Here is a 22,016-nt window from a genome sequence, read left to right on the forward strand (position 1 = left end):
AAGGAGGAGTCAGGCGCGGGAGAGACCCGCCCGGTCCAGGTACGCGGCGATCGTCCGCGTCTCGCCCTCGTCCAGGCGGCGCATCGGCGGGCTCATCACGTTGGTCGCGATGACGCCGCGCAGCATCAGGGCCGTCTTGAAGGCCCCGAGGCCGGCCGCCGTGGCCGAGGCGGTGCCGGGTGCGGCGGCCGTGACGATGTCGAACAGCCCGACGAGCCTGTCCTGTTCGGCCTTGGCGGCGGCCCAGTCCCCACGTACGGCGGCCTCGTGCAGGCGGACGTAGCCGTGGGGGTCGACATTGCCCAGTCCGGGCACCGAACCGTCCGCGCCGCTCAGCATCATCGCGTCGACCACCAGCTCATGGCCGGTCAGGACCGAGAAGCCGGGGAGTTCCCGTGCCCCGATGGCCAGCCGGCGGAACGATCCGTCGTCCCCGCTGGAGTCCTTCACTCCCGCGAGCACCCCGTCCGCGGCGAGCGGAAGCAGCAGCTCCGGGTCCAGCTTGCTGTGGACGCAGACCGGCACGTCGTAGGCGAGGAGCGGAACGTCCACGGCCGCGGCGATGTCGCGGAAGTGGCGGTCGATCTCCGTGGCGTGGGTGCGTGTGTAGAAGGGGGCGGTGGCCACGACCGCGTCGGCGCCGAGGCCGGCCGCTGCGCGCGCCCGCTCGATGGCCCGGTTGGTGGTGGTCTCGATGGCGCCGACGAGGACCGGGACCTGACCCGCGGAGGCCGAGGAGATCACCTTGATGACCTCGTCCTGCTGTGCGGGAGTCAGGTAGGCGGTCTCGCCGGAGCTGCCGAGGGCGAAGAGTCCGCTGACGCCCCCGTCGAGGAGATGGCCGACGACCCGCTCCAGGGAGACCCGGTCGAGCTCACCGTCCGCGGTGAGCGGAGTGACGACGGGCGGGATCACTCCGGAGTAGGTGGGGGTGACGGCGGTCATGCGGTACTCCTTGCGGGCGGTACGGGGGTCCGGTCCCCGGCGGGGGACGCGGGGGTCTGGGGGTGGACGCAGTGCCAGCGGTGTTCGCCGGGCCCGAAGGTCTCCACGGGGAAGGCCGTCGAGCACTCCGCGTCCGCCTTCCAGCAGCGGGTGCTGAACGGACAGCCGGGCGGCGGGTTGGTGGCGGAGGGCACCGGGCCGGTGAGCACGATGCGTTCCGTCGCCTCCAGCAGGCTGGGCGTGGCGGAGAGCAGTGCCTCGGTGTACGGGTGGCTGGGGGCGCCCGCCACGTCGGCGGCCCGGCCTTCCTCGACGATGCGGCCGAGGTAGAGGACGGCGATGCGGTCGGCGAGGTAGCGCACGGTCTGGATGTCGTGGGAGATGAACACCATGCCGAGGCCGAGGCGTTCACGCAGGTCGACGAGGAGGTTGAGCACCTGGGCGCGTACGGAGACGTCGAGCGCGGAGGTGGGTTCGTCGGCGACGATCAGTTCCGGTTCGAGCGCCAGGGCGCGGGCGATGGCGACGCGCTGGCGCTGGCCGCCGGAGAGCTGGCCGGGCAGGGCGGCGAGGGTGTGGCCGGGCAGACCGACCAGGTCGAGCAGTTCCTCGACCCGTGCCTCGCGGGCCTCCCGGGTGCCGCGCCGGTGCACGTTCAGCGGGTCGAGCAGGATCTGGCGGACCGTGAGACGCGGGTTGAGCGCGGTGGAGGGGTCCTGGAACACGACGCCGACGGCCGAGCCGAAGTCGTTGCGCCGTTCGGAGCCCGTCATCTCCCACAGGTCACGCCCGTGGAAGAGGACCTCGCCCTCGGTGGGCTTCTGGAGTCCGGTCAGCACGCGGGCCAGGGTGGACTTGCCGCAGCCGGACTCGCCGACCAGGCCGACGATCTCGCCGCGCTTGACCTCCAGGGTGGCGTCGGTGAGCGCGTGGACGGCGTCGCGGCTGAAGAGGCCTCCGCTGCGTGCCTTGTGGCGTACGTGAACGCCGTCGAGCCTGATCACAGGGCGCTCCCTTCCAGCTTCTTCGCGGCGGCCTCGGCCGGGTGGTGGCAGGCGAAGCCGTGGTCCTTCGTGGAGCCGCGCCCGGTGAGTACGGGGGTCGTGGTGCGGCAGAGGTCGGTCGCCGCGCCGCAGCGCCCGGCGAAGCGGCATCCCTCGCCGAAGCCCTGGGGCGCCGGGACGACCCCGCGGATCTGGTGGAGCCGGTCGGCGCCCGCCTCCAGGGAGACGACGGAGCCGAGGAGGCCGCGGCTGTAGTGGTGGGCGGGGTCGGTGAGGACGCACCGGGTGTCGCCGACCTCGGCGAGCCGGCCGGCGTACATCACGGCGACCCGGTGCGAGAGGTCGCCGACCAGGGCGAGGTCGTGCGAGACCAGCACCATGGCGAAGCCGAGCTCGTCGCGGAGCCGGATGAGGAGTTCGACGACCTGGGCCTGGACGGTGACGTCGAGGGCGGTGGTCGGCTCGTCCGCGATCAGCAGGCGGGGGCTGCGGGAGAGGGCCATGGCGATGAGGACGCGCTGGCGCTGACCGCCGGAGAGCTCGTGCGGGTAGCTGCGCAGGGTGCGTTCCGGCGAGAGGCCGACGAGTTCGAGGAGTTCGGCGGGGGTCTTCGTGCCGCCGCGCGAGGTCAGCTGCTTCAGCTGGGTGCCGACGAGCACGGAGGGGTTGAGGGAGGAGAGCGCGTCCTGGTAGACCATCGCGATCTCGGGGCCCATCAGGGCGCGGCGTTCCTTGGGCGGGAGCTTCAGCAGGTCCCGGCCGCGGTAGAGGATCTCGCCGCTGACCTCGGCGTTGCGGGCGAGGAGGCCCATGACGGCGAGGCTGGTGATGGACTTGCCGCAGCCGGACTCTCCGACCAGGCCGAGGGTCTCGCCCTCGTGGACGGTGAAGTTCAGCTTGTCGACGACGGGGATCTCGCCGTAGCGGTCCGGGAAGCGGATGGCGAGGTCGCGTACGACGAGGAGTTCGTCGGCGTCCTCACGTACCGGGGTGATGGTGGGCTCGGTGGACTCGATGTGCCGGGCGAGCTTGCCGAGGGCCGCGTCGATGTCGACGGTGGCGGCGGCTTCGACCGGGTCCGGTGCCGTGGTGGCGGCGGGCTCGGCGTGGGCGCGGGCGCTCTTCGGCGCCGCGGAGGCGTCGGTGAGGCCCTCGGAGAGGATGTTGAGCGCGAGGACGGTGATCAGGAGGGCGAGGCCGGGGAAGAAGGTGGCCCACCAGCCGCCGGCCAGGAGGATCTGCCGGCCGTAGGCGAGGACGCTGCCCCAGCTGGGGTCGGGGTCCTGCACGCCTGCTCCGATGAAGGAGAGGCTGGCCTCGAAGATGATGGCTTCGGCGACCATGACGGTGGCGAACACCATCACCGGGGCCATGCAGTTGACGGCCACGTGCCGGAGCACGATGTAGGAGCGCCGGGCTCCGATGACCTTCTCGGCGGCGACGTAGTCCTCGCCGTACTGCGCGAGCACGTTGGCGCGTACGACTCGGGCCAGGGAGGGGCTGTAGACGAAGGCGATGGTGAAGATGATCACCGGGATGCTGGTCCCGAAGACGGCGACGAGGACGGCCGCGAGCGCGATCGGCGGGAACGACATCACGACGTCGAGGGTGCGCATGATCGACTCGTCACCGAGCTTGCGCGAGGTGGCGGCGAGAGCGCCGAGGACGGATCCGACGACCAGGGCGACGGCGGTCGCGCCGAGGCCGATGATCAGCGAGTAGCGCGATCCGTGCACCACGCGGGCGAAGACGTCGCGTCCCGCGCGGTCGGTGCCGAACCAGTGGCCGCCGCCGGGTGCCTCCACCGGGGTACCGGTGGCCAGCGGGTCCTGGGTCAGCAGGGGAGCGAGTACGGCGCCGAGGACGACGACGACAAGGACGCCGAGAGCGATGCGGGAGGTGACCGGGAGGGCACGGAAGGCGATGCCCGGTCGGGAGAGCTTCTTGGCCAGACGGCCCGTGGCGAACATGTCACACCGTCCTGATGCGCGGGTTGACCAGCAGGTAGAGCAGGTCGACGATGACGTTGACCACCAGGAAGGCGATGGCGATGGTCAGTACGGTGCCTTGGACCAGGGCGACGTCGCCGCCGGTGACACCTTCGAGAATGAGTTTGCCCATGCCGGGCAGGTCGAAGATCGCCTCGATGACGACGGCGCCGCTGAGCAGGTAGCCGACCTTGACGCCGAGCACGGTGAGCGGCGTGACGAGCGCGTTGCGCAGCACCGAGCGGATCACCAGGAAGACCGGCAGGCCGTTGCCCTGGGCGGTTCGGACGTAGTCCCGGTCGAGTTCGGTGACCATCGAGGTGCGGATGAGGCGGGCGAGCGAGGCCGCGACGGGGACGGCGAGGGACACGGCGGGGAGGGCCATGGTGGTGAGCCACCCGCCGAACGAGTCGGCCGGGTTGGTGTAGCCACCGGTCGGGAAGATCTGGGTGTTCAGCGCGAACTGCTGGATGAGCAGGACGCCGAGCCAGAAGGACGGGATGGCCACCCCGGCCATGGACAGCACCCGGAAGAGCTGGTCCGGCCAGCGGTCGCGGTACATCGCACCCAGGACGCCACCGACGACGGCGAGGACGACGGCGACGATCAGCCCGAGGACGGTGAGCTGGAGGGTGAGGGGGAAGGCGGCGGTGATCCGGTCGACCACGGGCTGGCTCGGCGGGACGGTCATCCCGAGATCGAAGTGGAGCAGCTGGCCGAGGAAGTCGAAGTAGCGTACGGGCAGTGGGTCGTTGAGCCCGTTGGCCTCGGCGAAGGCCTCCCTGGCCTCAGGGGTGGCGCTCTCTCCGAGCGCGTTGAAGGCCGGGTCGACCGGCGAGAACTGCAGCACCACGAAGACCAGCAGCGCGATGCCGAGGATCATCACCGGCATCATCGCGACGCGGCGCAGCGCGAGCCGGAGAAAAGCAACCATCTTCGGTTTCCTTGCGATTGGGCGGGCAGCGGGTCCGGGCCGCCCGGAGGGGCGGCGGCCCGGACCAGGGGGCGTCAGGCGCGGCCGACGTCCAGGAAGGACAGGCCTGTGGTGGACAGCGGCTGGAAGCCGTCGAGTTCCTTGTCGTTCCAGGCGGTGGGCAGCTTGCGGTGGAGGATCGGGTAGAGCGGGGCCTCTTCGGCGATCAGGTCGGTGGCCTCGCCCCACAGCTGCTTGCGCGCCGCCTCGTCGGCGGACTGCGCGGCCTTGTCGAGGAGCTGCTTGAGCTTCTTGTACTCGGCGGTCCTCGACCAGCCGTAGCGCTTCTCCGGCCAGAAGCCGTAATAGAACCAGCGCAGCAGGAGGTCGACGTCGTTGCCGAAGACGGACGGGTCACCGGGGGCCACCAGGACCTCGAAGTCGCCGCTGTCGACCTTGGCGTACTGCGCCGCGCTCTGGGAGATGCCGAGGGTGGCCTCGATGCCGGCGGCCGCCCAGCTCTCCTTGAGCAGCGGGGCGATGTCCTTGACCCAGCCGGTGTCGGTGGTCAGGACGGTGAACTTGAGTTTCGCCACGCCTGCTTCGGCGAGCAGCTTCTTCGCCTTGGCCACGTCGTGGGTGTAGACGGTGGAGGCCTTGTGGTAGTCGGGGTGGGTCGCCGGGACGTATCCGGTGGCGGCCGCCGCGTTCCCGACCATGGCGGTCTTGATGATCTTCTCGGTGTCCAGCGCGTAGTGCAGGGCCTGGCGGACCCGCTTGTCGGCGAACCGCTTGTCGGCGGTGTTGAACATCAGGAAGAGCAGGCCGAAGGACTGCACGGCCTCGGTCTTCGCCGTGGCGGCGAGCCCCTTCACGTCGATGTACGGGACGTCCTCGATGGCCTGGACGCGGCCGGACTGCATCGCGCTGACCCGGGCCGACTGGTCCGATATCAGGCGCCAGATCATCTTCTTGGCCTTGGCGGGGTGCGAGCCGTTGTACTTGTCGTACTTCTCGAAGACAATCTTGTCCTCGCGGGTCGCCTCGATGAACTTGTACGGCCCGGAGCCGACGGGCTTGGCGTCGAAGCCCTTGACGTCCGCCTCGACGATCTTCTTCGGCACGATCCGGGCGACGGCGATACGGGAGGGGAAGAGCGCGAAGGCGTACTTGAGCTTGAACTCGACCGTCTTGGTGTCCACGGCCGTGATCGTGTCGATGAACGGCACGAACTGGGCCATCAGCGACGCGTTCTTCTCGTCCAGGATGCGTTCGAAGCTGAACACCACGTCGTCGGCGGTGACCGCCGATCCGTCGTGGAAGGTGGCGCCGTCGCGGAGGGTGGCGCGGTAGGTGGTGGCGTTGATCTTCTTCGGCATCTCGGTGGCGAGCGCCGGGCGGGCCACGAGCGTGGCCGGGTCGAGATCGACCAGGCCCTCGAAGATGTGCATGTTGGCCGCGTACGGCGTGGCACCCGACGTGATCATCGGGTCGAATCCGGTCGACAGGGGGTAGGAAAGACCGGCCTCGATGGTGCCGGTGCCGTCGCTCTTGCCCGACGCGCCGTCGGAGGTCGAGGAGGGCCCACCGCATGCCGACAGGCCTGCCGTGATGGCGGCGGCCGCCCCGATGGCGCTGGTGTAACGCAGGAAGGTGCGGCGCTCGACGCCGGCTGGCCTCAGCTCGGGCACGGGTCCTCCAAGGGACGTTGAGAATGAGGAATGAAGTGGGAAACAGCCGTTTCGATGGCTTTCGGAAGGCTGATGAACCACCGAGCATCAGACGTCAGATGTCTGATGCCTTGATAGCGTGGGAACGTAGCTTGACAATCGAGAGGGGTCAAGAGGTGGGGAGTTCACATATGTCCGGCACGCGACCCGGTCGCACCCTGTTGCGGCAGGAAGTCGTCGAGGGCATCAAGCGCTACATCCTCGACGAGCGGCTGGCCCCCGGGGACCCGCTCCCGACGGAGCCGGCCCTGTGCGAGGCGCTCGGCGCGAGCCGGTCCAGCGTCCGGGAGGCCGTCAAGATCCTGGCCGCCCTCGACATCGTCGAGGTGCGCCACGGCCACGGGACGTACGTCGGCCGGCTGAGCCTGTCCGCGCTGGTGGAGAGCCTCACCTTCCGCGGTCTGCTCTCCCCCGACGACGACTTCCAGGTGATGGCCGACCTCGTCGACGTGCGCGAGCTCTTCGAGCGGGGCATGGCCGACCGGATCGTCTCCTCGCTCAGCCCCGAGCAGCTCGACACCCTGGACGCCCTGGTGGGGACCATGCGGGCGACCGGAGTGGGCGACGGGCACGGCTTCGTCGCCGCCGACCGGACCTTCCACGCCCTGCTCGTGGCCCCCCTCGGCAACGACCTGATCGGCCAGCTCTCGATGGCCTTCTGGGACGTCTACACGATCGTCGCGCCGCATCTCGACGGCTTCACGCACGCCGACGAGACGGAGACGATCGCCGCCCACCAGAACATCGTGGACGCGGCCCGGGCGAGCGACGTCCCCGCGTTCCTGAAGGCCCTCGACGAGCACTACGCGCCTGTCAGGCGGCGGATCGCCGAGGCCAGGTCGCGCGGGGCCGGCCGGCCCTGACCGTGGGCGTCACGCCTCCCGCCCCGCTTCCGGGGCCGGGGGCTCCCCCGCCCCGCCCCACCCTTGACGTCCGGCCGGAAAGCTCTCTAGGGTCCCGTTGCCAACAGGACATCTGACGTCTTCTGTCCTGTCGCTTCCCGTACCCCTGGAGGGCACAGCCATGCCGTTGGCCGATCTCCCGCTCGCGGAGTGCCGCACCTACCGGCCGGACCTGCCGTCCCCCGACGGCTTCGACGCCTTCTGGTCCGGCACCCTGAGCGAGGCACCTCACGACGGCGTCCCGGACAAGCCCCGCTACAAGCAGGTCGACTGCGGGCTGGCCCAGGTGCGTACGTACGACGTGAGCGTCCCGGGGTACGGCGGACGCCCGGTGCGCGGGTGGCTGCACATGCCCGCCGGGGCCACCGAACCGCTGGGCTGCATCGTCGAGTTCCTCGGTTACGGGCGCGGCCGGGGGCTCCCGCACGAGCAGCTGATGTGGGCCTGCGCCGGATACGCGCACCTGATCATGGACACCCGGGGCCAGGGCTGGTCGGCGGCGGGCGGCGTCACCCCGGACACCGACGCCGGGGCCGCGGGGGCGGTGCCCGGCTTCGTGACCCGGGGCATCGAGAGCCCGGAAACCTACTACTACCGACGGGTGTTCACCGACGCGGTCCGCTGCGTGGAGGCGATGCGCGAGCACCCGGAGGTCGATCCGGCCCGCATCGTGGTGACCGGGTTCAGTCAGGGCGGCGGCATCGCGCTGGCCGTGGCCGGGCTCGTACCGGGGCTGGCCGGGGTGATGCCCGACGTGCCGTTCCTGTGCAACATCCCCCGGGCCGCGCGGATCGCCGGGGTGCCGCCGTACACGGAGATCGCCGCCCACCTCCAGCTCTACCGCGACCGCACCGGGCCGGCCTTCCGCACGCTGTCGTACTTCGACGCGGCGCAGCACGCCACCCGGGCGACCGCGCCCGCACTGTTCTCCATCGCGATGATGGACGAGATCTGCCCGCCCTCCACCTGCTTCACGGCCTACAACCGTTACGCGGGCCCCAAGGACGTACGCGTCTACGAGTTCAACGGGCACGAGGGCGGTGCCGAGCATCACCGGGCGGAACAACTGGCCTGGGTGCGCTCCCTGTTCGCCGGCCTGCCGACCGGGCAGGCCGACCGCTCCTGACCGGAGGAAGCTCCGTGCGCAGACGTTCCGTACTCCTCGCCGCAGGCGCGGCGGCCCTGGCCGGCCCGCTGGCCGGCCGTGCCTCCGCGGCTTCGGCCGGTCCGCTGGTGGACCACACCACGGCCGTGGATCTCGACGGCACCTCACGCGTCGATCTGTCGTCCCGGGTGGGGGCCCTGGCCCCGCTCACCACGGGAACGGTCCTCGTCACCTTCCGCACCACCAGCCACAACGAGGCGATGACGCTGATCAGCGCCTCCGATCCGACCACCCCCTCCTCCAACCTCACACTGAACCTCAGCGGCGGAGCCCTGCAGTTCTCGGTACGGCAGCGGGGGACCGTCCTCGTGAATGTCATGACCCGGACACGCTACGACGACGGGCGGCAGCACACCGTCGCCGTCACCGTCGACTCCACCGGCGCCCGGCTCCACGCGGGCGGCCAGGTGGTGTTCGAGACGAAGGCCCATCCCTTCTTCAGCAGCGTGTCCGGGCTGACGGCGCTGACGCTCGGCGCCAACCGCGACAGCGACCACCCGTCCGGCGAGTGGTTCCTCACCGGAACCGTCGAGCGGGCGGCGGTCTGGGACCGGGTGCTCGACGCGGCCGAACTGGTCGCGCAGTGCCCGCGCCCCGTCGTCCCCGACCACGGCCGGATCTCCACGATCCTCAACAGCGACACCCCCGCCACCTGGCTGTTCACCGGCGACAGCATCACCCACGGCGCCCTGCACACCCACGGCTGGCGCAGCTATCCCGAGCACTGGACCGAACGCATCCGCTGGGAGCTGGGCAAGCCCAAGAACCGGGACTTCGTGATCGATTCGGGGGTGAGCGGCGCCACGAGCGCCGAGCTCACCGCCTCCTTCGCCGAGCGGGTCACCGCCTTCTCGCCGAAGGTCGTGTCGATCATGATCGGGACCAACGACATCGCGACCTCGGGTCTCGGCCTGGAGACGTACCGGGCCAACCTCGTCTCGCTGGTCGGCTCCGTGCGCGCGCTGCCCGGGTCGCCGGTGCCGGTCCTCCAGTCACCGAACCCGGTCGATCCGGCCACCTGGCCCGGCCGCGTCGCCCTCTCGGGCTACGCCCGGGTCATGGGCGAGGTGGCCGCGCAGCAGAACGTGGTCTTCGTCGACCACTACGACGACTGGCTGACCGGCAACGGCGGCCAGGTCCCCCTCTCCCTGCTCAGCGACGGGCTCCACCCCAACGAGCGGGGGCACCACCGGATCGCCCTGAAGATGATCAGGGATCTGCAGGTCTTCGACACCGGCAGCCGGGTGTGCACCCTTTCCGTCCCCTGACGCGCCGGCCTCACGCCGTGCGCTCCGCTCCATCTCCGCAGCTCTCCCCCTCACGAGAAGAGAGACCGCTCATGCAGCGCAGAGTCACCCTCGCCATGCTGTCCGCCGCCGTCATGGTGGCCACGGCGGCCGGCACCGCCCAGGGCGCCCCCACCGTCGCGGCAGCCGCCGGTGAACTGACCTCGCAGGACATCGCGACCGCGGGCGTCGGATCCCCGTACTACCGCATCCCCGCGCTGACCACCTCCGTCAAGGGCACCCTGCTCGCCGCCTACGACGCCCGTCCCACGCTCGGGGACCTGCCCGGCAACCTCGGCGTCGTGCTGCGCCGCAGCACCGACGGCGGCGCCACCTGGCAGGCCCAGCAGATCGTCCGCAAGGAGGCCGCCCCCAAGGGCTTCGGCGACCCGAGCCTGCTCACGGACACCACCACCGGCCGCATCTTCGTCTTCTACGCGGCCTCCGTGAACCAGGGCTTCTTCGGCTCGGCCACCGGCAACGACGAGAGCGACCCGAATGTCCTCCAGGCCGACTACAGCTACTCCGACGACGACGGGCTGACCTGGACCCACCGCCGGATCACCAGCCAGATCAAGAACCCCGCCTGGGCCGGGATGTTCGCCGCCTCCGGCCAGGGCATCCAGCTGCGCAACGGCACGTACAAGGGGCGGCTGATCCAGCAGTACGCGATCCGCAACAACGGGGCCAACTACGCGGTCAGCGCCTACAGCGACGACCACGGGGCGACCTGGAAGATGGGCAACCCGGTCGGACCGGGCGGTGACGAGAACAAGACGGTCGAGCTGAACGACGGCCGCATCATGCTCAACAACCGTTCCGCGCCCTACCGCACGATCGCCTACTCCACGGACGGCGGCGTCAACTACACACCGTTCACGCAGGACACCAACCTGCCCGACCCGGCGAACAACGGATCGGTCATCCGCTACGCCCCGGACGCGGCCGCCTCCGACCCGCAGTCCTCGTGGCTGCTGTTCAGCAACACCGAGAGCACGTCATCGCGGAGCAACCTCACCGTGAAGATGTCCTGCGACAACGGGAAGACCTGGCCGATCCGCAAGACCGTCAACGCCGGGAGCGCCGCGTACTCGACGCTGACGCGGCTGCCCGACGGCCGGCTGGGACTGCTGTACGAGCGCGGGGGCGTCGATGCCATCACGTACTCCTCCTTCGACCTGAAGTGGCTCGGCGGCACCTGTGCGGACATCACCATCACCCCGCCGGCCACGCTGAAGGCGGGGACCACCACCGAGGTCACGGTCCGGGTCGTCAACCGGATGGACGTGACCCGGAGCGCGGGGACGCTGGACCTGACGGTGCCCGGCGGCTGGACGACGAAGCAGGTGGCGTTCCCGGCGACGAGGCCGGGTGAGGGCGCCAACATCAAGGTCCCGGTCACGATCCCGGCCGGCGCCTCCGGGGACGTCAAGCTCACCGTGACGTACAAGGCCGACGGCAAGCAGGCCTCGGGCAGCAGGACGGTGACCGTCACCCCGTAACACCCCGTCCCGACGGTGGTGTTGTTCACCCGTCCGCACCCGGTCGGCTGCGACGATGGTGGACGACACCTCCCCGGGAACCCCCGGGCCGGCGGACGGAGGGCGGCGGCATGGCGGCAACGGGCCTGCGGATGGGCGTGGTCGGCGGCAGCATCGCCGGATGCGCGATGGCGGTCGCGGGCCTCAGGGCGGGGGCGGACGTCACCGTGTACGAGCGCAGCGCCGGCGCGCTCCAGGACCGGGGGCTCGGGATCGTCATCCCGCCCGCCCTGCACGGACGGCTGGTCGCCACGGGCTATCTGGACGCCGCCATGCCGACCGCCCCCGTGGCGGCCCGCGTCTGGCTGACCCGGGCGCCGGACGGATCGGCACGCGAGTTCGCGCGACAGCCCAGCCCGGTCACCCCCTGCAACTGGGGTCTGCTGTGGCAGGCGTTGCGCACCGCCTCGGCCGGAGCGCGCCATCACCGCGGGCGCCCCGTCACCGCGGTCGTGCGGACCGCCTCGGGCGGCGCTCTCGTGCGTGCGCCACAGGGCGAGGCCACCTACGACATCATCGTGGGCGCCGACGGGCACGAGTCGCTCACCCGCCGCGTCCTGGCACCGGGCCTGCGCCCTTCCCCGGCCGGTTACGCGGTGTGGCGCGGCACGCTCCCGCTGAGCGCGACGGCGGACCATCGCCGGCCCCTGGAGCTGCTGCGCGAGGCGTGGGTGACGGTCGGATTCCCCGGCGGGCACGGCATCTTCTATCTGATCCCGCGGGGCGGCGGAGGGCCGGACGACCGGCTGCTCGCCTACGCGATCTACGCGACCCCGCCCGGGCGTTCGCGGGGTGAGGCCGGGTACGTACGTCAGCTGGCCGAGGAGTACTTCCCCCAGGAGTGGGCCGAGATCGTGGCCCGCGGCGAGCACACCGCGATGACCTGCCACCCCGTCGCCGACCTGCACGCGCCCGTCGCGGCGGACCCGCCGTTCCTGCTCGCGGGCGACGCGGCGGGGGTGACCCGCCCACATACGGCGAGCGGGGCCGTGAAGGCGCTCCAGGACGCGCTCTGCCTGGAGGAGGCGCTGCGGGCGTCGGCCTCGGCGGCCGAAGCCCTGCGGCGCTACGCCCACGAGCGCACCCCGGAGGGGGCGCGGCTGGTGGACCTGGGCCGCCGGCTGGGCCGCGCCCAGGTGGAGCGGACCCCGGACTGGACCGCGATGGACCAAGGCGCGGTGGACGCGTGGTGCCGCGCCACCCTGGCGGGCGCGAGCAGCTATCTCTACGCGGGCACGGAGGCCGGCGCGGACTGAGGCTCAGGACGGCCGGACTCCAGGCGGTGGCGGATGCCGTCGAAGTGGGTGCGCATCGCGCGTACCGCACGGGCGCCGTCGGCCGCCGCGACCGCCTCGACGATCTCGTGGTGCTGGCGGCAGGTGACCGCGGGGTCCTGGTGGCCGTCGTCGATGTCCTCGCGCACCCGGTCCATGGCCGCCCAGAACGCGTCCAGCACCTCGCTGAGCAGGTGGTTGTCGAGGGAGGCGTAGAGCGCGAGGTGGAAGGCGCGGTCGGTGGCCCGGGCCACCCGGCCGCCCTGTGCGGCCTCGGTCTCCATGGTCGCGACGAGGGCCCGCAGCACGGCCAGGTCCTCCGCGGGCACACCGGCGGTGACGGCGCCGACCAGTCCGGTCTCCAGCGCCTCGCGCACCTTCATCAGCTCCAGCAGGCCCGGTTCCCCCCGGCCGTGCCGGACGGCGGCCCGGAAGGCCAGCCCCTCGGCGAAGGGCGACAGGGAGAGGGAGCCGACGAAGGTCCCGAAGCCACGCCGGATCTCGACGACGTTCATGGCCTGGAGCGCCTTGAGGGCCTCACGCACCGAGACGCGTCCGGCCGAGAACAGCTCCATCAGCTCGGCCTCCGTGGGCAGCGGGTCGCCCGGGCCGAGTCTGCGTTCAAGGATCAGTTCCTTGATCCTTCGCTCGATGTCCTGAGCCATGGTGGGGCGGGCCACAACGGTCCTCCTGAGGTGTCGCCGGCGCCCGGTACCTCTTGACCGGCCGCCGGTGCATCTGTTTAAGGTGAGTCCAGACATAGGACATCTTACGTCTCATGTCGCGGCCCCGTCTCCCCTTCCGGGCGGCGGGCGCGTTCCGAACGAGCTGGAGCCCCACACCATGTCCTTGACCGCACCGCTGCACGGCGTCGTACCGCCGGTCTGCACCCCGCTCGACGACCTCGGGGAGGTCGACACGGCCTCCCTGACCCGGCTCGTCGGCCACCTCGTCGACGGCGGCGTGCACGGGCTCTTCGCCCTCGGCTCCACCAGCGAGGTCGCCTATCTGACCGACGACCAGCGCGCCACCGCGCTCAGGACCGTCGTCACCGCCGCAGCCGGCCGGGTCCCGGTACTCGCCGGGGTCATCGACACGACGACCGCCCGGGTCATCGAGCACGCCCGGACCGCCGCGGAGCTCGGCGCGGACGCCCTCGTGGCGACCGCACCCTTCTACACCCGTACGCACCCGAAGGAGATCGCCGCGCACTTCCGCGCGCTGCGCGCCGCCGTCGACCTGCCGCTCTTCGCCTACGACATCCCGGTCGCCGTGCACTCCAAGCTCTCCGGCGCCCTGGTGCGCGAGCTCGCCGAGGACGGCACCCTCGCCGGCCTCAAGGACAGCAGCGGTGACGAGGGCGGGCTGCGCAGGCTGATCGTGGAACTCGGCGGGCGCGGGGGCCGGGCGCAGGGACCGGTGCCGCACTTCAGCGTGCTGACCGGTTCCGAGCTCACCGTGGACGCGGCGCTGCTGGCCGGGGCCGACGGTGTCGTGCCCGGCATCGGCAACGTGGACCCGGCCGGTTACGTCCGGCTGTACGACGCCGCGCGCGCCGGTGACTGGGACCTCGCCGCCCGGGAGCAGGAGCGGCTCATCGAGCTCTTCGCCATGGTCGACGTCGGCCCGGAGCAGGACATGGGCCGCAGCTCCTCGGCGCTCGGCTCCTTCAAGCACGCGCTGCGGCTGCTCGGTGTCATCGACAACGGCGCCACCGTCTTCCCGCAGATCCAGCTCTCCGACGAGTCCGTCGCGCTGATCGGGGAGCGGCTGCGCGCCGCCGGTCTGCCGCCGGTCCGATGAGCGCGCAGGCGACCGGGGCCGTGGTGATCGGCCTCGACCTCGGCGGTACGAAGATCGCGGCCGCGCTCTTCGCCGCCGACGGCACGGTGCTGGCACGGCACACCCGGCCCACCCCCGCCCGGGAGGGCGCCGGGGCGGTGCTCGACGCGCTCGCCGCGGCGGCGGCCGAGGTGGACCCGGGCGACCTGGCCACGGCGCTCGGCATCGCGGCCGCCGGGGTCGTCGACCCCCGCAGCGGCATGGTCACCAGCGCCACCGACTCCATCAGCGGATGGGCGGGCACCGCGCTCGGCGCCGGACTCGCGGACCGTACGGGTCTGCCGGTGGCCTGCGACAACGACGTACGCGCCACCGCGGGACCGGAGCTCGCCGCGCTGCCGGACCGCCAGGGTTCGCTGCTGTTCGCGGCGGTCGGCACGGGCGTGGGCGGCGCGCTCGCCGTCGACGGCCGGATGCTGCACGGCGCGTCCGGTATCGCGGGCCACCTGGGCCACCTGCCCAGCGCGGAGGCCGCCGGACTGCCCTGCACCTGCGGGGCCACCGGGCATCTGGAGGTCATCGCCTCCGGGCCCGGCATCACCGCCCACTACGGGCGGCTCACCGGCACACCGGTGGACCGGCTCGAAACGGTGGCCGCCCGCGCCGCCGAGGGCGAGGAGGCCGCCGTACACGCCATCACCACCGGGGCGACGGCGGCCGGGCGGGTACTCGGCGGACTCGCCAACGCGCTCGGCCCCGACCGGGTCGTCGTCGGCGGCGGGGTCCCGCGGATCGGCACGCTGTACGGCGACGCCCTGGCCGCCGCCTTCACCGCCGAGCTGATGCCACCGCTGCGCGGGCTCCTCCCCGAGCCCCCGCTCTTCGGCCACGACGCCGCCGTGCTGGGCGCCGCGGCCCTGACCACCACCCTTCCCCTCCACCACCCGGGAGCTCTCCGATGACCGCACAGGACCTGGCCGACACCTTGAAGGGCCAGCTGATCGTCTCCTGCCAGGCGCCTCCCGGCGACCCGATGCGGGAGACCGCCACCCTCGTACGCCTCGCGCTCTCGGCCGTGGCCGGCGGCGGCTCCGCGATCCGCGCCAACGAGCCGGAGGTCGTCGCCGCGATCACCGCGGCCGTGGACCTCCCGGTCATCGGCCTGTGGAAGGACGGCGACACCGGGGTCTACATCACCCCGACCGTCCGGCACGCCCTGGCGATCGTCGAGGCCGGCGCGGCCGTCGTCGCCGCCGACGCCACCGACCGGCCCCGACCCGACGGCTCCACCTTCGCCGAGCTGGTCACCGCCGTGCACGCGGCCGGCGCCCTCGTCATGGCGGACGTCTCCACGCTCGCCGAGGGGATCGCCGCCGCCGGTCAGGGAGCGGACTTCGTCTCCACGACCCTGTCCGGATATGTGCCGGGGACCCCGAAGCAGACCGGCCCCGACCTGGACCTTGTGACATCTCTCTCGGCCGCCGTATCTGTACCGGTGGTCGCCGAAGGCCGTATCAATACCCCCGAGGAGGCTGCCGAGGCTCTCGCCCGCGGCGCCCACAGCGTCGTGGTCGGTACGGCCATCACCGCACCCACCGCCCTGACCTCCCGCTTCGTCGCCGGCCTCGCCCGGCCCTGAGCAGCCCTCACCACGCGGGACGGCAGCCCGTCCACGAGACGCCGTCCCGCACCATGGAGCGCACCGTGCAGAAAACATCCCCCACGCTCCCCTGGTACCGCGAGGTGAGCGGTACGCAGTGGAAGTCCTTCTTCGCCGCCTGGATCGGATACGTCCTCGACGGGTTCGACTTCGTCCTGATCACGCTCGTCCTCACCGAGATCAGTGACGACTTCGGGCTGAGCACGGTGCAGGCGGCCAGCCTGGTCTCCGGTGCCTTCATCACCCGGTGGCTGGGCGGCGCGATCCTGGGCGCCATCGGCGACCGGTACGGCCGCAAGCTCTCCATGGTGCTGAGCATCCTGCTCTACTCGCTGGGCACCTTCGCGTGCGGGTTCGCCTGGAACTACCACAGCCTCTTCGCGGCCCGGCTCGCCATCGGCATGGGCATGGCCGGTGAGTACGGCGCCAGCGCCACGTACGTCATGGAGAGCTGGCCCGCCCGGCTGCGCAGCCGGGCCAGCGGCTTCCTGATCTCCGGCTTCTCCGTCGGCTCGGTCCTCGCAGCACAGGTCTACGACTGGGTGGTGCCCTCGCTCGGCTGGCGCTGGATGTTCTACCTCGGCCTGATCCCGATCGCGGTGGCGCTGTGGATGCGCAGGGCCCTGCCGGAGGCCGAGGAGTGGACGGCGGACGTCGCGGACCAGGGCGCCAAGCCCAATCCCTTCCGGCCGCTGTTCCGGACCTCGCGGCTGGCCGTGACGAACACCGTCCTGATCGTGGCCGCCACGCTCGCCCTCTTCCTGGTCTTCACGCCGGGCGGCGAGGGCCTGGTGCCGGTGCTCTCGGTGGTCGCGGGCCTCGCCCTTGTGGCGCTCGCGGTACAGCTGGGCGGGAAGCGCGGCTGGCTGCTGTACGTCTCGATGATCGTGACGCTGTTCTTCGCGTTCCTGTACTCCTGGCCCATCCAGGCGCTGCTGCCCACCTATCTGAAGACCGACCTGGGCTACACGACCGGCCAGGTGACGGACGTCCTGTACTTCGCGGGCTTCGGCACCATGGTGGGCTGCTGGGGGGCGGGCTTCCTGGGTGACCGGATCGGTGCGAAGAAGGCGTACGCGCTGACACTGCTGGCCTCGCTGGCCTTCGTCTACCCGGTCTTCGCGGTGAAGGACAACCTGCTGCTGCTCGGCTGTCTGCTGTTCCTGCTGCAGGCCACCAGCTTCGGCATCTCCGGGCTGCTGCCGCGCTACATCGGCGGCCACTTCCCGACCGCGAGCCGTGGGGCCGCACTGGGCTTCACGTACAACGTGGGCGCGCTCGGCGGGGCGGTGGCCCCGGTGCTCGGGGCCCATCTGGCCTCCGGGATGGACCTGGGTCAGGCCCTGGCGGTACTGACCTTCGCGGGCACGGTGATCGTGGTGCTGCTGGTCGGCTTCGACGTACCGGCCCGGCTGAACCGGCTGACGGACCCGGACGCGCGGACGGACCACCTGGCCGTGCCTGACGACCGGGCCGGTGAGCCGCGCGGGGCGGACCGCGTCGGGTAGCGCTCCGCGACGAGGAGGCGCCCGCCCGGGATCCCGGGCGGGCGCCTCCGTGCGTGCTTCCGGCCCTACGGGTAGAAGTGCGTCAGCGACTCGGCGACGCAGGCCGGCTTCTCCGACCCCTCCAGTTCGAAGGTGAAGCCCCGCGTCATCTGTACGCCGCCCCGCGCGACCTCCTTCACCTCGGTGACGGACGCGTGCAGCCGGACCCGGCTGTCGACGGGGACGGGCGCCGGGTAGCGGACCCGGTTCACCCCGTAGTTGAGCGCGCGTCCCACACCGGTGACCTGGAGCAGTTCGCCGAACATGGGGATGCCCCAGCTCAGCACCATGTAGCCGTGGGCGATGGTGCGTCCGTACGGACCGGAGGCGGCCCGCTCGACGTCGGTGTGGATCCACTGGTGGTCCCCCGAGACGTAGGCGTAGGCGTCGATCAGCTCCTGGGTGACCTCCTTCCACTCCGAGCGCCCGAGGTCGCGCCCGCCGAGGGCGAGGATCTCCGGGATGCCGTGGGCGGTCAGCGGCATGGACGTACTCCGTTCTGCGGGTGAGGCGGGTGAGGAGGCCGGGCTGTCAGGCGGTGACGGGCGCGGTGCGGGGCGCGGCGACCGGCTCGGCGGCCTGCTCGTCGTGGTTGGGGCGCTTGAGCAGGAGGAGCATGCAGCCCAGGGTCAGCGCGACCTGGAAGACGGCGTACGCGATGACGGCGGTGATCGAGCCGGTCCGGTTGAGCAGGAACTGGCCGATGATCGGGGTGGTCCCGCCGAGCAGGGTGCCGCAGAGCTGGTAGCAGAGCGAGATGCCGGTGTAGCGGAGATGGGCCGGGAAGCGGCTGGCGAGCATGCCGGCGAGCGCCGCGTAGTAGAGGCAGTGCGGGATGGTGGCGACGGCGACACCCAGCATGGCGAGGCCGTAGTTCTCGGTGCTGATGAGGACGAACATCACGGGCATCAGGATCAGCTCGGGGACCAGCATCACGATCACCGCGCGGGACCAGCTCTTCATCCGGGTGGCGATGAGGGCGCCGAACGGCTGGACGATGATCTGGGTGATGTTGGCGACGAGGATGATCGTCAGGAACGAACTGCGGTCGAAGCCCAGTGACGTGGTGGCCCAGGACAGGGCGAACGTCGACTTGAAGTAGGTGGCCGACAGGCCGATGGTGCAGGCGCCGATGCCGAGGACGATCAGCATGGGGTGGCTGCGCAGGACCTCGCTCAGCGGGAGCTTGGCGACTTCCTTCTTCTCGATGAGCTTGGCCATGGCCGGGGACTCCGTGACCTTCAGGCGGACCAGCAGACCGACCATGACGAGTGCGGCGGAGGCGAGGAACGGCACCCGCCAGCCCCAGGAGACGAACGCCTCGTCGGGCAGCTGGCTGATGGCGAGGAAGCTCACGGTGGAGAGGGTGTTGCCGACGGGCGAGCCCTGCTGGGCGAACGCCCCGTACAGCACCGACTTGCCCTTGGGGGCGTGCTCGGAGGCGATCAGGACGGATCCGCCCCACTCACCGCCGAGGCCGATGCCCTGGATCATGCGGATGCAGACCAGCAGGATCGGGGCCGCGATGCCGATGGAGGCGTAGCCGGGCAGCAGACCGATCGCGGTGGTCGAGATGCCCATCATCAGCAGGGTGATGACGAGGGTCTTCTTACGGCCGAGCTTGTCGCCGTAGTGGCCGAAGATGATGCCGCCGAGGGGGCGGGCGAGGAAGCCGACCCAGAAGGTGGCGAAGGCGACCAGGGTGCCTATGGGGCCTTCGAGTTCGGGGAAGAACACCTTGTCGAAGACGAGCGCTGCCGCGGTTCCGTAGATGTAGAAGTCGAACCACTCGATGGTGGAGCCGATGAAGGCTCCGAACCCCGCGCGGTTGGCGGCTTTCGTTTTCTCGCGTGCGGTTGCGGTGGTCGCACTCATGGTGGCTCCCGTGAACATGGTGGAACGAGCGGATGGGGGCACGACGGGCCCGGCGTCGCCCGAGACGCCTGGGTCGCGTGGTGGAGAGGGGACGGAAAGAGGGGACGGGGGTTGTCAGGCGGGGATGCGTTCGAAGACCGCGGCAAGGCCCTGGCCACCGCCGATGCACATGGTCTCCAGGCCGTAGCGCGCCTCGCTGCGGTGCATCTCCCGGCTGAGCGTGGCGAGGATGCGGGCGCCGGTGGCGCCGACCGGGTGGCCGAGCGAGACACCGGACCCGTTGACGTTGATGCGCTCCTCGTGGTCCTTCTCGCCGAGACCGAGCTCCCGGGTGCAGGCCAGGACTTGGGCGGCGAACGCCTCGTTGATCTCGATCAGGTCGAGGTCGGCGAGGGTGAGTCCGGCCCGGCCGAGGGCCGCGTGGGTGGCGGGGACGGGGCCGATGCCCATCGTCGCGGCGGGGACGCCCGCGCGGGCGAAGGAGACGAGCCGGACGAGGGGGGTGAGCCCGAGGCGTTCGGCGGTGGCGGCGCTGGTGACGAGGCAGGCGGCCGCCGCGTCGTTCTGCCCGCTCGCGTTGCCCGCGGTGACGGTGGCCTCGGGGTCGGTCTTCGCCATGACGGGGCGCAGCGCGGCGAGCTGCTCGGCGGTGGTGTCCGGGCGGGGGTGCTCGTCGGCGGTGACGACCGTCTCGCCCTTCCTGGTGCGTACGGTCACGGGTACGGTCTCCGCGTCGTAGCGCCCCTCCCGCACGGCGCGGGCCGTGCGGGCCTGGGAGCGCAGGGCGAGGGCGTCCTGGTCGGCGCGGCTGATCCCGTACTCCCGGCGCAGGTTCTCGGCGGTCTCGATCATGCCGCCGGGTACGGGGTGGTGAATCCCGCCCGCGGTGGCCCGGCCCCGGGCCAGGGAGTCGTGGAGCTGGAGGCCGGGGCCCTTGATGCCCCAGCGGCCGTCGTGGGTGTAGTAGGGGGCGGCGCTCATGACGTCGACGCCGCCCGCGACGACGACGTCGCTGAACCCGGCCCGGATCTGCATCGCCGCGTCGAGGACGGCCTGCAGGCCTGAGCCGCAGCGGCGGTCGGTCTGGATGCCGGTGACGGTGTCGGGGAGTCCGGCGTCCAGGGCGGCGACCCGGCCGATGGCGGGGGCCTCGGACGTGGGGTAGGCGTGTCCGAGGATCACCTCGTCCACCCGGTCCGGGTCGATTCCCGTACGGGCGACGACCTCGGCGATGACGCGTGCGGCGAGCGCGGCGGGCGTCTGCTGGGCGAAGGCTCCGCCGAACCGCCCGATGGGGGTGCGCAGCGGTTCGCAGATGACGACATCGGTCTGGTCGGGCACGGCGGAACACCTTTCGGCGGCTCGGGTGTGTGGGGTGACCTTCGCACCCGACCACTGAGTCGGTCCAATATCGAGTTGCCCGCCTTTCAAGACGCTGTGCGTCTCAATCGGGGTGCGAGGACGGCCCTACGGGGTGGGCAGGGCTTCCACGGCGACCGCGAGCACCGCGCGGAGCGCGGCCGAGGGGTTGTCCGTGCGCCAGGCGAGCGCGGCCTGGCGCCGGACGGGCGGGCCGTCGAGGGGCCGGTAGACCAGCCCGTTCTGCTGGATGTGGCGGACGGAGGAGACCGTGAGCGTGACGCCGACGCCCGCGGCGACGAGGGCCAGGATCGTGTACGAGTCGGGGGCCTCCTGCACCACGCGCGGGTTGAAGCCGGCGGCCTCGCACACCTGGACCATCGCGTCGCGCACCGTGGAGCCGGCGTTCGCGGGGAAGGAGACGAAGGGTTCGTCGGCGAGGATCCCGATCGGGATGCTCTCCAGTCGGGCGAGCGGGTGGTCGGAGGGCAGCGCGCAGAGCAGCTCCTCCTCGTCGATCACCCGGTAGGCGACCCCGGGCTGGGTGACCGGCAGCCGGACGAACCCCAGGTCGAGGGAGCCGTCGGCGACCCGGGAGAGGGCGACGTTGGCGTACGTCTGGCCCTTCATGGCCAGCTCGATCCCGGGGTGGGCGGCCCGCACGGCCCTGGTCAGCAGGGGCAGCGTCTCGTGGCTGGACGCCCCGGCGAAGCCGATGGTGACCCGGCCGTACTCCCCGCGCCCGGCGGCCTTGGCGGCCCGTACGGCGATGTCGAGGTCGTCGAGCACGGTCCGTACGGGTTCGAGGAAGGACTCCCCCGCACTGGTGAGCCGCACCGAGCGGGTGTTGCGCTCGAAGAGCTGGACGCCGAGCTCCTTCTCCAGCTGCCGGATCTGCTGGCTGAGCGGGGGCTGCGCCATCTGGAGCCGCTTGGCCGCGCGGCCGAAGTGCAGCTCCTCGGCGACAGCGGTGAACGCGGTGAGATGACGCAGTTCCATCGAAGGTCCATTCATTAACGGTGAGTCTTGATCCGACCTTAATTCG

19 protein-coding genes are annotated in these 22,016 nt (G+C 71.5%); 9 read left to right on the forward strand and 10 right to left on the reverse strand.

The genetic code is table 11. The annotated features are described in order from the left end of the window. Positions 1-9: 9 nt before the first annotated feature. The 5 genes from ACIRD8_RS12240 to ACIRD8_RS12260 form a co-directional block, all read right to left on the reverse strand. Entirely contained in the window at positions 10-945 is a 936-nt protein-coding gene (locus ACIRD8_RS12240) for a dihydrodipicolinate synthase family protein (RefSeq protein ID WP_403989394.1), read from the reverse strand. Continuing rightward, the gene (locus ACIRD8_RS12245; RefSeq protein WP_403989396.1) at positions 942-1,949 is read right to left on the reverse strand and encodes an oligopeptide/dipeptide ABC transporter ATP-binding protein; all 1,008 of its coding nucleotides are present in this window, start codon (positions 1,947-1,949) and stop codon (positions 942-944) included. Before ACIRD8_RS12245 ends, ACIRD8_RS12240 begins: the two co-directional genes overlap by 4 nt. Next, the gene (locus tag ACIRD8_RS12250) at positions 1,946-3,919 is read right to left on the reverse strand and encodes a dipeptide/oligopeptide/nickel ABC transporter permease/ATP-binding protein (RefSeq protein WP_403989398.1); all 1,974 of its coding nucleotides are present in this window, start codon (positions 3,917-3,919) and stop codon (positions 1,946-1,948) included. The genes ACIRD8_RS12245 and ACIRD8_RS12250 overlap by 4 nt, the downstream gene beginning before the upstream one ends. A gap of 1 nt (position 3,920) precedes the next feature. Beyond that, positions 3,921-4,871 carry an ABC transporter permease gene (locus tag ACIRD8_RS12255; protein WP_403989400.1) on the reverse strand — a complete coding sequence of 317 codons (951 nt, stop codon included), beginning with the start codon at positions 4,869-4,871 and terminating at the stop codon, positions 3,921-3,923. Between the two features lie 74 nt (positions 4,872-4,945). Next, a complete protein-coding gene (locus ACIRD8_RS12260; RefSeq protein ID WP_403989402.1) occupies positions 4,946-6,541 on the reverse strand; it encodes an ABC transporter substrate-binding protein in 1,596 nt (531 codons plus the stop codon). A gap of 170 nt (positions 6,542-6,711) precedes the next feature. On the opposite strand from ACIRD8_RS12260, the gene ACIRD8_RS12265 reads away from it, so the two are divergent. From ACIRD8_RS12265 to ACIRD8_RS12285, 5 genes are all read left to right on the forward strand, one after another. Then, on the forward strand, positions 6,712-7,443 hold the full coding sequence (locus ACIRD8_RS12265; protein ID WP_403989404.1) for a FadR/GntR family transcriptional regulator: 732 nt from the start codon (positions 6,712-6,714) through the stop codon (positions 7,441-7,443). Between the two features lie 160 nt (positions 7,444-7,603). Further along, positions 7,604-8,608: an acetylxylan esterase gene (locus tag ACIRD8_RS12270; RefSeq protein WP_403989406.1), complete on the forward strand. Its 1,005-nt coding sequence runs from the start codon at positions 7,604-7,606 to the stop codon at positions 8,606-8,608. Positions 8,609-8,622: 14 nt separating this feature from the next. Beyond that, the gene (locus ACIRD8_RS12275; protein ID WP_403989408.1) at positions 8,623-9,915 is read left to right on the forward strand and encodes a GDSL-type esterase/lipase family protein; all 1,293 of its coding nucleotides are present in this window, start codon (positions 8,623-8,625) and stop codon (positions 9,913-9,915) included. 71 nt (positions 9,916-9,986) lie between these two features. Beyond that, positions 9,987-11,435 (forward strand): exo-alpha-sialidase, encoded by a 1,449-nt coding sequence (locus ACIRD8_RS12280; RefSeq protein ID WP_403989410.1) that lies wholly within the window; start codon positions 9,987-9,989, stop codon positions 11,433-11,435. 110 nt (positions 11,436-11,545) lie between these two features. Next, on the forward strand, positions 11,546-12,730 hold the full coding sequence (locus tag ACIRD8_RS12285; protein WP_403989412.1) for an FAD-dependent monooxygenase: 1,185 nt from the start codon (positions 11,546-11,548) through the stop codon (positions 12,728-12,730). Here the strand turns inward: ACIRD8_RS12285 and ACIRD8_RS12290 are convergent. Then, positions 12,700-13,428: a FadR/GntR family transcriptional regulator gene (locus tag ACIRD8_RS12290; protein WP_403989414.1), complete on the reverse strand. Its 729-nt coding sequence runs from the start codon at positions 13,426-13,428 to the stop codon at positions 12,700-12,702. The two genes, ACIRD8_RS12285 and ACIRD8_RS12290, sit on opposite strands and share 31 nt — an antisense overlap. Positions 13,429-13,591: 163 nt before the next feature. On the opposite strand from ACIRD8_RS12290, the gene ACIRD8_RS12295 reads away from it, so the two are divergent. From ACIRD8_RS12295 to ACIRD8_RS12310, 4 genes are read left to right on the forward strand one after another with little or no spacing between them, the layout of a single operon-like run. Further along, a complete protein-coding gene (locus ACIRD8_RS12295) occupies positions 13,592-14,551 on the forward strand; it encodes a dihydrodipicolinate synthase family protein (RefSeq protein WP_403989416.1) in 960 nt (319 codons plus the stop codon). Beyond that, positions 14,548-15,492 carry an ROK family protein gene (locus ACIRD8_RS12300; RefSeq protein WP_403989417.1) on the forward strand — a complete coding sequence of 315 codons (945 nt, stop codon included), beginning with the start codon at positions 14,548-14,550 and terminating at the stop codon, positions 15,490-15,492. The genes ACIRD8_RS12295 and ACIRD8_RS12300 overlap by 4 nt, the downstream gene beginning before the upstream one ends. Beyond that, complete coding sequence (locus tag ACIRD8_RS12305) at positions 15,489-16,169, forward strand: N-acetylmannosamine-6-phosphate 2-epimerase (RefSeq protein WP_403989419.1); 681 nt, start codon at positions 15,489-15,491, stop codon at positions 16,167-16,169. Before ACIRD8_RS12300 ends, ACIRD8_RS12305 begins: the two co-directional genes overlap by 4 nt. Before the next feature lie 53 nt (positions 16,170-16,222). Continuing rightward, positions 16,223-17,698 (forward strand): sialate:H+ symport family MFS transporter, encoded by a 1,476-nt coding sequence (locus ACIRD8_RS12310; RefSeq protein WP_403989421.1) that lies wholly within the window; start codon positions 16,223-16,225, stop codon positions 17,696-17,698. Between the two features lie 65 nt (positions 17,699-17,763). Here ACIRD8_RS12310 and ACIRD8_RS12315 read toward each other — a convergent pair whose 3' ends face one another. The 4 genes from ACIRD8_RS12315 to ACIRD8_RS12330 form a co-directional block, all read right to left on the reverse strand. Beyond that, on the reverse strand, positions 17,764-18,222 hold the full coding sequence (locus tag ACIRD8_RS12315; protein WP_403989423.1) for a MaoC family dehydratase: 459 nt from the start codon (positions 18,220-18,222) through the stop codon (positions 17,764-17,766). A gap of 46 nt (positions 18,223-18,268) precedes the next feature. Further along, complete coding sequence (locus tag ACIRD8_RS12320) at positions 18,269-19,612, reverse strand: MFS transporter (RefSeq protein ID WP_403989424.1); 1,344 nt, start codon at positions 19,610-19,612, stop codon at positions 18,269-18,271. Positions 19,613-19,726: 114 nt separating this feature from the next. After that, positions 19,727-20,953: an acetyl-CoA C-acetyltransferase gene (locus ACIRD8_RS12325; RefSeq protein WP_403989426.1), complete on the reverse strand. Its 1,227-nt coding sequence runs from the start codon at positions 20,951-20,953 to the stop codon at positions 19,727-19,729. A 126-nt stretch (positions 20,954-21,079) separates the two neighbouring features. Further along, the gene (locus tag ACIRD8_RS12330; protein ID WP_403989427.1) at positions 21,080-21,970 is read right to left on the reverse strand and encodes a LysR family transcriptional regulator; all 891 of its coding nucleotides are present in this window, start codon (positions 21,968-21,970) and stop codon (positions 21,080-21,082) included. Positions 21,971-22,016: the final 46 nt, after the last annotated feature.

It is taken from the genome of Streptomyces sp. NPDC102451, assembly GCF_044765485.1.
Classification (GTDB): Bacteria; Actinomycetota; Actinomycetes; order Streptomycetales; family Streptomycetaceae; genus Streptomyces.

Excerpts from the sequence above, each read along its gene's own strand:
- ACIRD8_RS12240 (WP_403989394.1), bottom strand. The coding sequence starts at position 945 with ATGACCGCCGTCACCCCCACCTACTCCGGAGTGATCCCGCCCGTCGTC.
- ACIRD8_RS12280 (WP_403989410.1), top strand. The coding sequence starts at position 9,987 with ATGCAGCGCAGAGTCACCCTCGCCATGCTGTCCGCCGCCGTCATGGTG.
- ACIRD8_RS12295 (WP_403989416.1), top strand. The coding sequence starts at position 13,592 with ATGTCCTTGACCGCACCGCTGCACGGCGTCGTACCGCCGGTCTGCACC.
- ACIRD8_RS12300 (WP_403989417.1), top strand. The coding sequence starts at position 14,548 with ATGAGCGCGCAGGCGACCGGGGCCGTGGTGATCGGCCTCGACCTCGGC.
- ACIRD8_RS12250 (WP_403989398.1), bottom strand. The coding sequence starts at position 3,919 with ATGTTCGCCACGGGCCGTCTGGCCAAGAAGCTCTCCCGACCGGGCATC.
- ACIRD8_RS12305 (WP_403989419.1), top strand. The coding sequence starts at position 15,489 with ATGACCGCACAGGACCTGGCCGACACCTTGAAGGGCCAGCTGATCGTC.
- ACIRD8_RS12265 (WP_403989404.1), top strand. The coding sequence starts at position 6,712 with ATGTCCGGCACGCGACCCGGTCGCACCCTGTTGCGGCAGGAAGTCGTC.
- ACIRD8_RS12315 (WP_403989423.1), bottom strand. The coding sequence starts at position 18,222 with ATGCCGCTGACCGCCCACGGCATCCCGGAGATCCTCGCCCTCGGCGGG.
- ACIRD8_RS12255 (WP_403989400.1), bottom strand. The coding sequence starts at position 4,871 with ATGGTTGCTTTTCTCCGGCTCGCGCTGCGCCGCGTCGCGATGATGCCG.
- ACIRD8_RS12270 (WP_403989406.1), top strand. The coding sequence starts at position 7,604 with ATGCCGTTGGCCGATCTCCCGCTCGCGGAGTGCCGCACCTACCGGCCG.
- ACIRD8_RS12320 (WP_403989424.1), bottom strand. The coding sequence starts at position 19,612 with ATGAGTGCGACCACCGCAACCGCACGCGAGAAAACGAAAGCCGCCAAC.
- ACIRD8_RS12310 (WP_403989421.1), top strand. The coding sequence starts at position 16,223 with ATGGAGCGCACCGTGCAGAAAACATCCCCCACGCTCCCCTGGTACCGC.
- ACIRD8_RS12330 (WP_403989427.1), bottom strand. The coding sequence starts at position 21,970 with ATGGAACTGCGTCATCTCACCGCGTTCACCGCTGTCGCCGAGGAGCTG.
- ACIRD8_RS12285 (WP_403989412.1), top strand. The coding sequence starts at position 11,546 with ATGGCGGCAACGGGCCTGCGGATGGGCGTGGTCGGCGGCAGCATCGCC.